A 14,026-nucleotide genomic window follows, 5' to 3' on the forward strand; every position below is an offset into this window, starting at 1 on the left:
GGTACCCTTGCAGCCCCTCTGCGGACTTGCCTACCTACCTGTTGCGTCAGCTTCCCAGCGTGATGGACCCGCCGGGAATCGCGTCGAGCAACTTGCGGGTGTAGTCCTGTTGCGGATTGCCGAACACGTCGTCGATCGGTGCCGATTCGACGATCGAGCCACGCGACATCACCAACACGTTGTCCGCGATCTGGCGAACCACGGCCAGGTCGTGCGTGATGAAGAGGTACGTCAACCCGAACTCTGCCTGCAGGTCGTTGAGCAGGGTCAAGATCTGATCCTGCACGAGCACGTCAAGAGCGGAGACCGCCTCGTCGCAGATCACGACCTCCGGCTGAAGTGCCAACGCTCGCGCAATTGCGACGCGCTGACGCTGTCCGCCTGAGAGCTCGTTCGGGAACCGTCGCATGACCGACTGGGGCAGACCGACCTTGTCGAGAAGTTCGCGGACGCGAGCCTCCCGTTCTGCTTTGGTCCCGACCTTGTGGGTACGCAGCGGCTCTTCGATCGTGCGGTAGATCGAGTACATCGGGTCGAGCGTGCCGTAAGGGTTCTGGAAGATCGGCTGCACTCGGCGACGGAACGCAAAGGTTTCCTTGGCGCCGAGTTTCGCCACGTCCTGACCGTCGAAGACCACGTTGCCTGCGGTGGGCTCGAGCAAACCGAGAACCATCTGCGCGACCGTCGACTTACCGGAACCCGATTCGCCGACGATTGCAGTCGTGGTTCCGCGGCGGACCTTGAAGGACACGTCGTTCACGGCTGTGAAGTCGGTGGTCTTGCGGAAACCCTTGCGCAGCTTGAACACCTTGGTCAGATGATCGACGACAAGAACGTCGTCGGTCGCCTTGCCGAAGGACTCTGCCGCACTTTCCTCGGCCTTGACCGCTTCGGCGACCTCTTCCGCCTGTTCGCGAATCTCGGCGCGCGCCACCGACGAGCTGAGCCGCTTCGACGCCAACGACGGCGCAGCAGCGACCAGCTTCTGCGTGTACGGATGCTGCGGGCGCTTCAGAATCTCCAGTGCCGGACCGGATTCGACGATGCGACCCTTGCTCATCACGATCAGATGCTCGGCGCGCTCGGCGGCCAAGCCCAGATCGTGAGTGATGAGCAGAACGGCGGTGCCGAGTTCCGTTGTCAGACCGTCGAGGTGGTCGAGGATCTGACGCTGGACCGTGACGTCGAGCGCCGACGTCGGCTCGTCCGCGATCAGGAGCTTCGGACGAGCGGACAACCCGATCGCGATGAGTGCGCGCTGACGCATACCGCCCGAGAACTCGTGCGGGTACTGCCCCAACCGGCTCTCGGCTTCGGCGAGTCCTGCCTCCTCGAGCAGTTCGGCGGCCCGAACCTTGGCTGCCTTGCCCTTGGCGATCCCGTTGGCGGCCAGTGCTTCCTCGATCTGGAAGCCCACTTTCCACACGGGATTCAGATTCGACATAGGGTCCTGCGGAACCAAACCGATCTGGCTTCCCCGGATGTGGACGAAGTCCTTCTCCGAGACCTTCGAGATGTCCTTGCCGTCGAAGATGATCTCGCCTGCCGTCACCTTGCCGGTGCCGGGAAGCAGATTGATGATCGAGTGGGCGGTGGTGGACTTACCCGAACCCGATTCGCCGACGATCGCGACCGTCTGACCCGGGTAGACGGTCAGGCTGACGCCTCGAACTGCCGGAACCGGACCGGAATTGGACTGGAAAGACACCTCGAGATCACGAATCTCGAGCAACGGAGTTTCCTCCGAGGTGAGAGTTTCCTTGGTGGTCATCGTGCTCACCGCTTCCGCGACTTGGGATCGAGGGCGTCGCGCAGAGCGTCACCCATCATGATGAATCCGAGAACGGTGATCGCCAAAGCCGTTGCCGGGTAGAACAGAATGGTCGAACCCTGACGCAGCGTCACCTGAGCGTTGCTGATGTCGCCGCCCCACGAAACCTCGGTGGACGGAAGACCGATACCGAGGAAGGACAGCGTCGCCTCGGCAACGATGTACGTACCGAGCGATATGGTGGCGACCACGATGATGGGCGCCAACGAGTTCGGGATGACGTGGCGGATCAGTGTCTTGAGCTTCGAGACACCCAACGCTTCCGAGGCCATGACGTAATCGTTGTTCTTCGCCGAGATCACCGCGCCTCGAGCGATTCTTGCCATCTGCGGCCAGCCGAAGAGCGCCAGCACGCCGACGACGGTCCAGATGGTGCGATCGGTGAACAGCTGCATCAGGACGATGGCAGCCAGGATCAGCGGGATGCCGAAGAAGATGTCGGCGACACGGGAGAGGATCGAATCGGTCCATCCGCCGTAGAAACCGGACAGCGCACCGAAGATCACGCCGATCACCAGCACCGACGCAGTGACACCGACGCCCACGAGTACGGATGCGCGAGCACCGTAGATGGTGCGCGAGTACACGTCACAGCCCTGGCGGTCGAAGCCGAACCAGTGCCCTGAGGTCGGCCCCTGCATGCTGTAGGTCAGGTCGCAGAACCGCGGATCGGTGCTCGTGAACAAGCTCGGAAACGCTGCGATGACGATGACCGCGAGGATGATGATCGTCGAGATGATGAACAGGGGGCGCTTGCGTAGGTCGCGCCACGCGTCGGTCCACATGCTCGTCGGCGCCTGATCGAGTTTGACGGCGTCCGTCTCCCCCGGTGCCGCAACTTCGGGCGGCGCCACGAAATGACTTTGCCGGACTGCGCGTCCGGTCTTCACGGTCTCAGACATAGCGGATCCTCGGATCGAGCGCGGCGTACAAGAGGTCGACGAGCAGATTCGCGATCAGGTAGATCACGATCAGGATGGTGACGAACGAAACCACCGTCGGCGCTTCACCTCTGGTCACGGCCTGGTAGATCGTGCCACCGACGCCGTTGATGTTGAAGATGCCCTCGGTGACGATGGCGCCGCCCATCAACGTCGCGAGGTCGGCACCCAGGAACGTGACCACGGGGATCAGCGAGTTGCGCAACACGTGCACGCGAACCACTCGTCCACGGGAAAGTCCCTTGGCGGTAGCGGTGCGGACGTAATCGGCAGTCAGATTCTCCGCCACGGACGTTCGGGTCAGTCGCAGTACGTACGCGAACGAGACCGAACCAAGAACCAGGGCAGGGAGCAGGAGATTGGTGAAGCTGGTGTTGCCACCGACCGTCGGCGGGACGATGCCCCATTTGACGCCGATGAAGAACTGAGCCAGGAAGCCGATCACGAAGATCGGGATGGCGATGAGAACGAGGCTGAACAGCAGGACGGTGCTGTCGAAGAATCCGCCCTTACGCAGGCCCGCGATGAGGCCGAAGCCGACACCGAAGACCGTCTCGACGATCAGTGCCATGAAGGCAAGTTTCATCGTGATCGGAAATGCCTGTGCCAGAACTTCACTGACAGGTCGTCCGGAGAACGACGTGCCGAAGTCCAGCGTGAAGATGCCCTTCAGGTACAGCAGGTACTGCTGATAGAAGGGGAGATCGAGGTGGTAGCGCTCCCGAAGCTGTGCTGCCACAGCCGGACTGAGCGCCTTGTCGCCCGCCAACGCGGCAATCGGATCACCGGGAAGCAGGAAGACCATGGCGTAGATCAGAAGAGTGGCCCCGAGAAAAACCGGGATCATTTGAAGCACTCGGCGACCGATGTACCAGAGCATCGGATCACCTCCTTGTCGATGATCGTGTACGTCAGCGGACAGTCCGGTGTGAACACGAGTTCGGGGCGGCAGGCAGGGCGCCTGCCGCCCCGAACTCACGTTTCAGATGCGGATCGTTCTACGCGTCAGTTCTTTTCGATGTCTTCGTAGACCGGAACACCGTTCCAGCTGATGGTCACGTTGGAAACGTTCTCCGACCATCCACTGGCAGCGTTGCGGTACCACGTCGGAACTGCGGGCAGGTCCTTGAGCAGGACTTCCTGGGCCTGATCGAGCAGTTCCTGAGCCTTCGCCTGATCGGTCTGGCCGGCCGATTCGCGCAGGAGGCGGTCGAACTCGGGGTTGGAGTAATCACCGTCGTTGGAGCTGCCGCCGGTCTGGTAGTTCTGCGCCAGGAAGCCGTACTGCTGCGGGTAGTCGCCCTGCCAACCGGAGCGGAAAGAGCTCTGGATGGTGCGGTCGGTGGCTTCGGTGCGGATCTGAGCGAAGGTGGCGTACTGCTTGCCCTTCGCGTCGATACCGAGGGTGTTGCGGATGCTGTTCGCCGTGGCATCGACCCATTCCTGGTGTCCGCCGTCGGAGTTGTAGGCGATCTCGAAGCTGCCGGACCACGGTGCGATGGCGTCGGCCTTGGCCCAAGCAGCCTTGGCCGCCTCGGGATCGAACTTCACGTTGCTGTTACCGGTCAGCGAGTCGTTCCAGCCCTTGATCGCGGGGCTGGTGAAGTCGAGTGCAGGCGTCCTGGTCTTGTTGAAGATCTGCTGGGTGATCTGATCGCGGTTGATCGCCATCGAGATCGCCTGACGGCGGAGCATGCCCTCTTCGCCGCTGAAGTGCGGCAGGCGACCCGGGATCGTGAACGTCTCGATGGTTGCCGACGGCTGGTTGACGGTGCGTCCGGGCAGGTCCGACTCGAAGGTCGTGACGGCGCTCGGCGGAACCTGGTCGAGAACGTCGACGTTGTTGGCCAGGAGATCGGTGTACGCCGTGTCGAGGCTGTTGTACATGATGAAGTCGACGCCGGCGTTCTTCGGCTTACGGTTGCCGTTGTAGTCCGGGTTCACGACGGTGTCGATGCGGACGTTGTGCTGCCACGCGCCGGTTCCGTCGAGCTTGTACGGGCCGTTGCCGATCGGGTTCTCACCGAAGGCGGTCATGTCCTTGAACGCGACCTCGGGCAGCGGGTAGTACGCCGTGAAGCCGAGGCGATCGGGGAACGCCGACTCGGGCTGCTTGAGTTCGATGGTGAAGGTGGAGTCGTCCACAACCTTCAGACCCGACATGGTCTGTGCCGTCGGAACCTCGGCGGCAACTTCGTCGTAGCCCTTGATCGGATCGAAGAACGATGCCTGAAGCTGAGCGTTGGTGGAGAGGGCTCCGTAGTTCCACGCGTCGACGAACGACTTCGCGGTGACGGGGGTGCCGTCCGTGAAGGTCCAACCGTCCTTGAGCTTGACGGTGAAGTTCTGACCGTCGGTGCTCTCGATGGACTCGGCAACCTCGTTCTCCGTACCGCCGTCTGCGGTGTACGAAACGAGACCGGAGAACAGCGAGTCGAGGACGCGGCCGCCCATGTTCTCACTCGTGTTCGTGGGGATCAACGGGTTCTGAGGCTCGCCCGCCCAGGCGTTGACGACGCCACTGGACGATCCGCCCGACGAATCGCCGGACGAACATGCCGTGATCAGCACTGCCGTCATTCCGAGCGCGACCGCGCCGGTCGCTATGCGTGAGATACGCAAAGGAATTCCTTCCACATCTAAGTGACCCCGAGCATGCTCGCGGCCTGCCGACAGCCGTAACTGCCGGCGTCGTGTCGCCTACAACTGAAAGTGAACGTGACTTCGAGTTGCGGTCGAATAATGGTTTGACAATAGACACATCGAACCCGAAGCGCGCACCGCACCCATTGTTGGAAAATTGGGGGTAATTGAATTCGGGCACATTCATTCGTCGGCGGAAGTGACCACCCGTCGCATCGATTCGACCGATCGTCGCAGGACAACGGGTTGCAACGTGATGCAACGGTGCGTTTGAGCGAGCTTGTGACTACCCTCACACGGAGTCAGAAAAGTGTCGATCAATGTGGAAAGAAGGCCGTCAGCCATGACAAGCGCAGCCGAAACAGACGTCCCCCAGGCATATCCGCCGAGCGCAGAGTTCGCTGCGGCCGCCAACGCGGGACCGGAGTTGCAGGCTGCCGCAGATACCGACCGCCTCGCTTTCTGGGCGAATCAGGCTGAGCGCCTTCACTGGCACGAGAAATGGACCGACGTCCTCGACTGGACCGACGCCCCCGTCGCCAAATGGTTCGTCGGCGGAAAACTCAACGTCGCCTACAACTGCGTCGACCGCCACGTCCTCGCCGGCAACGGCGACCGCGTCGCCATTGCATTCGAAGGCGAACCAGGCGATTCCCGGGATCTGACCTACAACGACCTCCTCGCCGAAGTCAGCCGCGCCGCAAACACTTTCACCGACCTCGGCCTCGTCGCCGGTGACCGCGTAGCGATCTACATGCCGATGATCCCCGAAGCGATCGTCACCATGCTCGCCTGCGCCCGCCTCGGCCTGACCCACTCGGTCGTCTTCGCCGGATTCTCCGCCACTGCCCTACGCTCGCGCATCGACGACGCCCAAGCCAAGCTCGTCGTCACCGTCGACGGCCAGTGGCGACGCGGCGCCGCAGCACCCATCAAAACAGCGGTCGACGAATCCGTCGCCGGCGCCGACTCCGTCCAGAACGTGTTGGTGGTCAACCGGACCGGCATCGACGTCGAGTGGACCGACGGCCGCGACCTGTGGTGGCACGAGACCGTCGCGGCGGCCTCGCCCGAGCACGAAGCGCAGGCCTTCGACGCCGAACATCCCCTGTTCATCCTCTACACCTCCGGCACCACCGGTAAGCCCAAGGGCATCATCCACACCTCCGGCGGCTACCTCACCCAGGCGTCGTACACCCACCACAACGTCTTCGATCACAAAGCGGGACAAGACGTCTACTGGTGCACCGCCGACATCGGCTGGGTCACCGGACACTCCTACATCGTCTATGGACCCCTCTCCAACGGCGTCACCCAGGTCGTCTACGAAGGCACCCCCAACTCCCCGAACGAGCACCGCCACTTCGACATCATCGAGAAGTACGGCGTCTCCATCTACTACACCGCCCCCACCCTCGTGCGGACGTTCATGAAGTGGGGCCGGGAAATCCCCGACGCCCACGACCTGTCCTCGATCCGTTTGCTCGGATCTGTGGGCGAGCCCATCAACCCCGAAGCGTGGCGCTGGTTCCGCGACGTCATCGGCGGCAACAAGGCCCCCATCGTCGACACCTGGTGGCAGACCGAGACCGGCGCGATCATGATCTCTCCGCTGCCCGGTATCACCGCCACCAAGCCCGGATCCGCGATGGCACCGCTGCCCGGTATCTCCGCGAAGATCGTCGACGACGACGCCAAGCCCCTCGGCCCCGGCGGCAACGGTTACCTCGTCCTCGACGAGCCGTGGCCGGCGATGCTCCGCGGCATCTGGGGCGACATGGACCGCTACCGCGACACCTACTGGTCCCGTTACGCCGAAGAAGGCTGGTACTTCGCCGGTGACGGCGCCAAGTACGACGACGACGGCGCCCTCTGGGTCCTCGGCCGCGTCGACGACGTCATGAACGTCTCCGGTCACCGCATCTCCACCTCCGAAGTGGAATCGGCACTGGTCAACCATCACGGAGTCGCCGAAGCCGCCGTCGTCGGTGCCGCGGACGAGACCACCGGACAGGGCATCGTCGCGTTCGTCATCCTGCGCGAAGGCGTCGAGAACACCGGTGAGGTTCTGATCGCCGAGCTCAAGGCGCAGGTCTCCACCGACATCAGCCCCATCGCCAAGCCGCGTCAGATCACGATCGTGCCGGAACTGCCGAAAACCCGATCCGGCAAGATCATGCGCCGCCTCCTGCGCGACGTCGCCGAAGGCCGCGACCTCGGAGACACCTCAACCCTGGTCGATCCCAAGGTATTCGACGCAATCCGCGGTAAGTAGGGCCTTCGGCCCCTGTGCGCCTTTTTGGTAGTCCCCACTACCGGAAAGGCGCACAGGGGCGGAGCCCCTCTCGCAACTTCACTTCCTCTTTCGACGTCAGCCAAGACTCCTCGGCCACGCGAATGTCTGCGGCAACCCGCTTGTGCAGAGACTTTCCACGCGAGGAGAGAAACACGCGCACCTTCCGGCGATCGTCCTCACCGACTTCGCGATAGATCAGCGCAAGCGAGACCAACTTGTCCGCAACTCGCGTCAGCGTCGGAGCCGGTGTTCCCGTTCGATCGCGCAGCTCAGCCATCGTCAGCCCCTCGGTCGACGCCAGGGCTTCGAGCGTCATCCAGTGATCGAGAGTGAGATTCTCAGCCGCCAGCGTCTTCTCCGCCGCTGCCGCGGCCATTCGAGCCGCTCGGACCAGAGCGGTCGTCAGCGAAGCATCAAGAATTCCGGAGTCACTTTTTCCCACTGATCGCTCCCCCGCTGTTGCGTACTTCACACTTCTCGGGCAATACTTTCAAATGAAATGATAGTAACCCAGGCCAGGCCGCTGACTTCCGATTCCGGCGGCGACACATGAGCGCTACCGGCGCGCTCGAACGCGCGCGCAGCGCCGTGTGGCGCCTGGGCATGGTGCTTCCCCTCCAAGGGCCGGCCGGACTGTTCGGTCCGTCGTGTGAGGCGATCAGCGAATTGGCCGCCCGCGATCTCAACAACTCCGGCGGCGTACTGGGACGCGAAGTCCAGATCGAAGTGATCGACGGCGGCGCTTCGCCGGGCGTCGTCGCAGCCCGCGTGCAACAGCTACTCGACGCAGGTGACATCGACGCCGTCAGCGGTTGGCACATCTCCTCGGTCCGCCACGCACTCGCACCGGTGGTCGCAGGCCGTATTCCGTACTCGTACACCTCGCTCTACGAGGGCGGCGAGGTCAGACCAGGAATCTACTGTTCAGGCGAAACACCACGACAGCAGATCGCGCCGGCACTGAAGTGGCTGCGCGACAACGTCGGAGCGCGCAAGTGGTTCGTCGTCGGCGACGACTACATCTGGCCTCACAGCTCGCTCGGGGCCGTGAGGCAATTCGCCACCGAACTCGACCTCACCCTGGTCGGCGGTTCGTTTGTCGATCTGGGGCGCGGCAACATGAAGCAGTTGGTCGAGACCGTCTCGAACTCCGGTTGCGACGGCGTGATCATGCTCCTCGTCGGGCAGGACGCCGTCGACTTCAACCGAGCCTTCGCCCGCCGAGGCCTCGACGAGTCGATGATCCGGTTCAGCCCGTTGATGGAAGAAAACATGCTGCTCGCAAGCGGCCCCCGCGCAACCCGGAACCTGTTTGCGTCGGCAGCGTACTTCCGCTCGATGGTCGACGGTAACTCCATGGACCTGCTCGGGCGCTACATCGCACTGCACGGCGCGCACGCCCCGGCACTGAACAACGCTGCCGAGTCGTGTTACGAAGGGATACATACCCTTTCGGCCCTGGTTCGACGCGCCGACAGCACCCACCCGCACGCCCTGGACGCCGTCGTCGAAGGCGCCGCGTACGACGGGCCTCGCGGAACCGTCGAGTTTCGCGATCGCGTTGCACGACAGAAGATTCAGCTGGCCGTCGCCGACGGACTCGACTTCTCGATCATCGCCACCCTCTGAAACCTTCCCCTGAGATCCACCTCTTGACTTCTGTGGCGCGCATCACTTAGTTTCATTTGGAATCATTTCATTTGAAAGTAACCCGTCCCGAAAGTAACCGGAGGTGCTCGATGGGCAGTGTTGGTTTGCTTTACGTGGGAGCCGTCCTCTTCGTCAACGGACTGATGCTGCTCGGCACAGTTCCCGTTCGATCCGCCTCGGTCCTCAACCTCTTCGTCGGCACACTTCAATGCGTCGTCCCCACCGTTTTGTTGATTCAGGCACAGGGAGATTCGAGCGCCGTCCTGGCGGCCTCAGGTCTCTACCTGTTCGGATTCACCTACCTCTACGTGGGAATCAGCAATCTCGCCGGCTTCGAACCGGAAGGAATCGGGTGGTTCTCACTGTTCGTCGCGTGCGCCGCGCTCGTGTACTCCTTCCTCTCGTTCACGGTGAGCAACGACCCCGTCTTCGGGGTCATCTGGCTCGCATGGGCAGCACTGTGGACGCTGTTCTTCCTGGTGCTCGGCCTCGGCCGTGAGAACCTCAGCCGCTTCACCGGCTGGGCAGCAGTCCTGCTGAGCCAGCCCACCTGTACTGTTCCCGCCTTTCTGATCCTGACCGACAACTTCCACACCACACCCGCGGTAGCCGCCGGCTGGGCCGGAGCGCTTCTGGTTCTCCTCGGCCTGGCCAAGATCCTCGCTGCACCCAAAGCCGCAGTTCCCCAGACTCATCCAGTCTTCAACTGATCCACACAACCAAGGAGTGAAAGACAATGCGACACGGTGACATCTCCTCCAGCAACGACACGGTCGGCGTAGCAGTAGTCAACTACAAGATGCCCCGCCTGCACGATCGCGCCGGAGTTCTCGAGAACGCGCGCAAGATCGCCGACATGATGATCGGCATGAAGACCGGACTCCCCGGAATGGATCTGGTGGTATTCCCCGAATACTCCACGCAGGGAATCATGTACAACGAAGAGGAGATGTATGCGACAGCGGCAACCATCCCCGGTGACGAGACCGCAATCTTTTCCGCCGCTTGCCGCGAGGCCGATACCTGGGGAATCTTCTCCATCACCGGTGAACAGCACGAAGACCATCCGAACAAGCCGCCGTACAACACGTTGATTCTCATCGACAACAAGGGCGAGATCGTTCAGAAGTACCGAAAGATCCTGCCCTGGTGCCCCATCGAAGGTTGGTACCCCGGCGACACCACGTACGTATCCGAGGGTCCCAAGGGCCTGAAGATCTCGCTCATCATCTGCGACGACGGCAACTACCCGGAGATCTGGCGTGACTGCGCGATGAAGGGTGCAGAACTCATCGTCCGCTGCCAGGGCTACATGTACCCCGCCAAGGACCAGCAGGTGATGATGTCCAAGGCAATGGCCTGGGCCAACAATTGTTATGTGGCAGTTGCCAATGCAGCCGGATTCGACGGCGTCTACTCCTACTTCGGACACTCCGCGATCATCGGATTCGACGGCCGGACGCTGGGTGAGACCGGTGAGGAGGAATACGGAATCCAGTACGCACAGCTGTCCGTTTCCGCCATTCGCGACGCACGCGAGAACGATCAGTCCCAGAACCACATCTTCAAGCTCCTTCACCGCGGATACTCCGGTGTCCACGCAGCAGGTGACGGAGACAAGGGCGTCGCTGACTGCCCGTTCGAGTTCTACAAGCTGTGGGTCACCGATGCCCAGAAGGCTCAGGAACGCGTCGAGGCCATCACCCGAGACACAGTGGGCGTGGCGGACTGCCGCGTCGGAAACCTGCCGGTCGAGAAGACAATCGAAGTTTAAGGATCTCGCTGTGCCGTATATCACCGACATGCTCCATGACCGGAACAGTGCAGCACCACCACCACCGGCCGAGGAACGATCCGAACCCGTACCGGTCGGGGCCTTCGACGCTCGGAAGCTCTCGAAAGCCCTCAGTTCCAAGATCGTCGGACAACAGGCCGCCGTCGACGCAGTGGTTCGGGCGATTTCGATCGCGCATGTCGGTGCCACGGATCCGACGCGTCCGCTCGCCAACATCCTTCTGGTCGGCCCCACCGGCGTCGGCAAGACGGAGTTGGTGCGGCGCGTGGCCGCGGAACTACGGTCCGGGCCCGACGATCTGTGCCGCATCGACATGAATGCTCTTGCGCAAGAGCATTATGCGGCGTCGTTCTCCGGGGCACCGCCTGGGTATGCCGGCAGCAAGGAGTCCTTCACACTGTTCGACAAGAACACCGTCGAGGGAGATCCGTACACCCCCGGAATCGTCCTGTTCGACGAAGTGGAGAAGGCCGACCCCACCGTTCTACGCGCGCTCCTGCAGGTCCTCGACAACGGCGAACTCCGGTTGGCGAACGGTCAGCAGAAGATCTCGTTCCGCAACAGCTACGTGTTCCTGACCTCGAATCTCGGTTCGGCTGCGGTGGCGGAGCGTCGACGGTCCCGGGTGCGGCAGCTCACCGATCGCGTCCGGATCGATCGACCACACCATGGTCACCACTTGGTGCAGCGTGCTCTCGAGAAGTTCTTCGATCCCGAGTTCTTCAACCGCATCGACGAAACCGTGATCCTCGACGAGTTCGACGAACAGACCGCGGAACAAGTGACCCGGCTCGAGATCGAACTGATCACGACTCGGTTGGCAAGGAGAGGCGTCGACGTCGACGTGGACGACAGCGCCGTCGCACTGTTGCAACGGCGCGGATTCGATCCGGTGTACGGAGCACGTGGCCTGCGCCGGACCATCCGAAACGTCTTGGCCGACCCGGTGGCCGCCGCCGTTCTCAACCTACGACCGGTCGGGACGCAGCCACTCGCCTTGCAGGCGCGGGCAGTTGGTGATCAGATACAGGTAAAGAAAGTCCCATGAGTGCTCGCTCACGTTGCGGATCGAATCCGCAACGTGGGCGACACATTTCAAACATGTCCGCGTAACGCCACCTCCCTAGGTTGGGTGCCTGCACCACAAAGTGCACATGCACAGGCACCCAGGGGAAGTGACGTCATGACAGCAGTGAACGAGCAGGTGTCCGCCGGCGCACCGGACAGGGCAGATCTCGGTGAGAACGCCGCACTGAAGGAGACTCTGGAGGACTACACCCTCCGATTTGCGCCACGCAGCTACCGCAAATGGGGAACCGGCGTCGTCGCGACCTCCGCACTCGGCGGAATCGCGTATCTCGCAGACTTCTCGATCGGCGCCAACATCGGCATCTCGTACGGCACCGGTAACGCATTGCTGGGCATCGCCGTGTTTGCCGTCGTCATCATGGCCACCGGCTTCCCACTCGCCTACTACGCCGCGCGATACAACATCGACCTCGATTTGATCACGCGCGGAAGCGGTTTCGGCTACTACGGCTCCGTGGTCACCAACGTAATCTTCGCGACGTTCACCTTCATCTTCTTCGCGCTCGAAGGTTCCATCATGGCCCAGGGTTTGAAACTGGGGCTCGGGATCCCACTCTCGATCGGCTACGCGGTCTCGACCCTGATGGTCATTCCACTGGTCATCTACGGAATGAAGGCTCTGGCAAAGCTCCAAGTGTGGACGACGCCTCTGTGGCTCGTCATGATGGTGCTGCCGTTCCTGTATCTGCTGTTCAAGCACCCAGATTCGGTGAGCGCGTTCTTCGCCTTCGGCGGTGAGGACGGCGCAAACGGCAAGGGCGTCAACTTCGGATCGGTGATGCTGGCCGCGGGTGTCTGCCTGTCGCTGATCGCACAGATCGCCGAGCAGATCGACTACCTACGCTTCATGCCGCCCAAGACGCCGGAGAACACCCGTCGTTGGTGGGCTGCAGTAATTCTCGCGGGGCCCGGCTGGGTCATCTTCGGCGCGTTCAAGCAGATCGTCGGACTGTTCCTCGCCGTGTACATCATCGCGAACGTCGTCGACGGATCTTCGATCGCCAACCAGCCCGTGCACCAGTTTCTCGAGATCTACCAGGACATGATGCCGCACTGGCTGGCCATGACCCTTGCCGTGATCCTCGTGGTCATCAGCCAGATCAAGATCAACGTCACCAACGCGTACTCCGGCTCACTGGCCTGGACCAACTCGTACACCCGCGTCACCAAGACCTACCCGGGACGCATGATCTTCGTTCTGGTCAACCTGGCGATCGCACTGATCTTGATGGAAGCCAACATGTTCGACTTCCTCAACACGATCCTGGGCTTCTACGCCAACTGCGGTATCGCCTGGGTCGTGGTCGTCGCCTCCGACATCGCGATCAACAAGTACTGGTTGAAGCTCTCCCCGAAGGTCCCCGAGTTCCGACGCGGGATGCTCTACGACGTCAACCCTGTCGGCTTCGTGTCGATGCTGCTGGCCGCGGGCATTTCGATCCTGGTGTTCTTCGGCGCATTCGGTTCGGCGATCAAGCCGTTCTCCCCAATCGTCGCGATCGTCATCGCACTGGTGATGCCGCCGGTCCTCGCCGTCGCCACCAAGGGCAAGTACTACCTGCGGCGCACCGACGACGGCATCGATCTGCCGATGTTCGACGAGTACGGGAACCCCTCGGGTGAAACGCTTCTGTGCTGCGTCAGCGGCATCGAGTTCGAGCGACCCGACATGCTCGCGTCGAATGTTCCCGGCCCCAACGGCGAGAAGCAGTACATCAGTTCCTTGGCCTTGAGCACCGACAAGACCGGTGAGCACGTCCTGCCTGCTCAGCTTCCCTGAC

General features: G+C 62.2%; 11 protein-coding genes. 6 read left to right on the forward strand and 5 right to left on the reverse strand.

All coding sequences use genetic code 11. The annotated features are described in order from the left end of the window. Nucleotides 1-46: 46 nt before the first annotated feature. From AC2ETI_RS21645 to AC2ETI_RS21660, 4 genes are all read right to left on the reverse strand, one after another. Nucleotides 47-1,771: a dipeptide ABC transporter ATP-binding protein gene (locus AC2ETI_RS21645; protein WP_095973517.1), complete on the reverse strand. Its 1,725-nt coding sequence runs from the start codon at nucleotides 1,769-1,771 to the stop codon at nucleotides 47-49. A gap of 5 nt (nucleotides 1,772-1,776) precedes the next feature. Then, the gene (locus AC2ETI_RS21650) at nucleotides 1,777-2,733 is read right to left on the reverse strand and encodes an ABC transporter permease (protein ID WP_019746638.1); all 957 of its coding nucleotides are present in this window, start codon (nucleotides 2,731-2,733) and stop codon (nucleotides 1,777-1,779) included. Continuing rightward, nucleotides 2,726-3,652 (reverse strand): ABC transporter permease, encoded by a 927-nt coding sequence (locus tag AC2ETI_RS21655; protein ID WP_019746637.1) that lies wholly within the window; start codon nucleotides 3,650-3,652, stop codon nucleotides 2,726-2,728. The genes AC2ETI_RS21650 and AC2ETI_RS21655 overlap by 8 nt, the downstream gene beginning before the upstream one ends. 125 nt (nucleotides 3,653-3,777) lie before the next feature. After that, nucleotides 3,778-5,394: a peptide ABC transporter substrate-binding protein gene (locus tag AC2ETI_RS21660; protein WP_020968269.1), complete on the reverse strand. Its 1,617-nt coding sequence runs from the start codon at nucleotides 5,392-5,394 to the stop codon at nucleotides 3,778-3,780. Nucleotides 5,395-5,758: 364 nt separating this feature from the next. Here AC2ETI_RS21660 and acs point away from each other — a divergent pair, with 364 nt between their 5' ends. Next, nucleotides 5,759-7,690 (forward strand): acetate--CoA ligase, encoded by a 1,932-nt coding sequence (gene acs / locus AC2ETI_RS21665; protein WP_030535675.1) that lies wholly within the window; start codon nucleotides 5,759-5,761, stop codon nucleotides 7,688-7,690. A 37-nt stretch (nucleotides 7,691-7,727) separates the two neighbouring features. On the opposite strand, the gene AC2ETI_RS21670 is transcribed toward acs, so the two are convergent. Further along, entirely contained in the window at nucleotides 7,728-8,153 is a 426-nt protein-coding gene (locus tag AC2ETI_RS21670) for a MarR family transcriptional regulator (protein ID WP_041815521.1), read from the reverse strand. 107 nt (nucleotides 8,154-8,260) lie between these two features. Here AC2ETI_RS21670 and AC2ETI_RS21675 point away from each other — a divergent pair, with 107 nt between their 5' ends. The 5 genes from AC2ETI_RS21675 (at nucleotide 8,261) to AC2ETI_RS21695 (ending at nucleotide 14,025) form a co-directional block, all read left to right on the forward strand. Then, on the forward strand, nucleotides 8,261-9,340 hold the full coding sequence (locus AC2ETI_RS21675) for a substrate-binding domain-containing protein (RefSeq protein WP_029254338.1): 1,080 nt from the start codon (nucleotides 8,261-8,263) through the stop codon (nucleotides 9,338-9,340). Nucleotides 9,341-9,450: 110 nt separating this feature from the next. Beyond that, complete coding sequence (locus AC2ETI_RS21680; protein ID WP_070796468.1) at nucleotides 9,451-10,071, forward strand: AmiS/UreI family transporter; 621 nt, start codon at nucleotides 9,451-9,453, stop codon at nucleotides 10,069-10,071. Between the two features lie 26 nt (nucleotides 10,072-10,097). Then, on the forward strand, nucleotides 10,098-11,135 hold the full coding sequence (locus AC2ETI_RS21685) for an aliphatic amidase (RefSeq protein ID WP_019746630.1): 1,038 nt from the start codon (nucleotides 10,098-10,100) through the stop codon (nucleotides 11,133-11,135). A gap of 10 nt (nucleotides 11,136-11,145) precedes the next feature. Further along, on the forward strand, nucleotides 11,146-12,204 hold the full coding sequence (locus tag AC2ETI_RS21690) for an AAA family ATPase (RefSeq protein WP_041814587.1): 1,059 nt from the start codon (nucleotides 11,146-11,148) through the stop codon (nucleotides 12,202-12,204). Between the two features lie 135 nt (nucleotides 12,205-12,339). Continuing rightward, nucleotides 12,340-14,025 (forward strand): purine-cytosine permease family protein, encoded by a 1,686-nt coding sequence (locus AC2ETI_RS21695; RefSeq protein ID WP_019746628.1) that lies wholly within the window; start codon nucleotides 12,340-12,342, stop codon nucleotides 14,023-14,025. The last annotated feature ends 1 nt before the right edge of the window (nucleotide 14,026 follow it).

Source organism: Rhodococcus sp. MurmanLake-1 (assembly GCF_056945715.1).

What these genes read in the sequence shown, in the direction of transcription:
- AC2ETI_RS21645 (WP_095973517.1), bottom strand. Translation starts at nt 1,771, where the DNA reads ATGACCACCAAGGAAACTCTCACCTCGGAGGAAACTCCGTTGCTCGAG.
- AC2ETI_RS21650 (WP_019746638.1), bottom strand. Translation starts at nt 2,733, where the DNA reads ATGTCTGAGACCGTGAAGACCGGACGCGCAGTCCGGCAAAGTCATTTC.
- AC2ETI_RS21655 (WP_019746637.1), bottom strand. Translation starts at nt 3,652, where the DNA reads ATGCTCTGGTACATCGGTCGCCGAGTGCTTCAAATGATCCCGGTTTTT.
- acs (WP_030535675.1), top strand. Translation starts at nt 5,759, where the DNA reads ATGACAAGCGCAGCCGAAACAGACGTCCCCCAGGCATATCCGCCGAGC.
- AC2ETI_RS21675 (WP_029254338.1), top strand. Translation starts at nt 8,261, where the DNA reads ATGAGCGCTACCGGCGCGCTCGAACGCGCGCGCAGCGCCGTGTGGCGC.
- AC2ETI_RS21680 (WP_070796468.1), top strand. Translation starts at nt 9,451, where the DNA reads ATGGGCAGTGTTGGTTTGCTTTACGTGGGAGCCGTCCTCTTCGTCAAC.
- AC2ETI_RS21685 (WP_019746630.1), top strand. Translation starts at nt 10,098, where the DNA reads ATGCGACACGGTGACATCTCCTCCAGCAACGACACGGTCGGCGTAGCA.
- AC2ETI_RS21695 (WP_019746628.1), top strand. Translation starts at nt 12,340, where the DNA reads ATGACAGCAGTGAACGAGCAGGTGTCCGCCGGCGCACCGGACAGGGCA.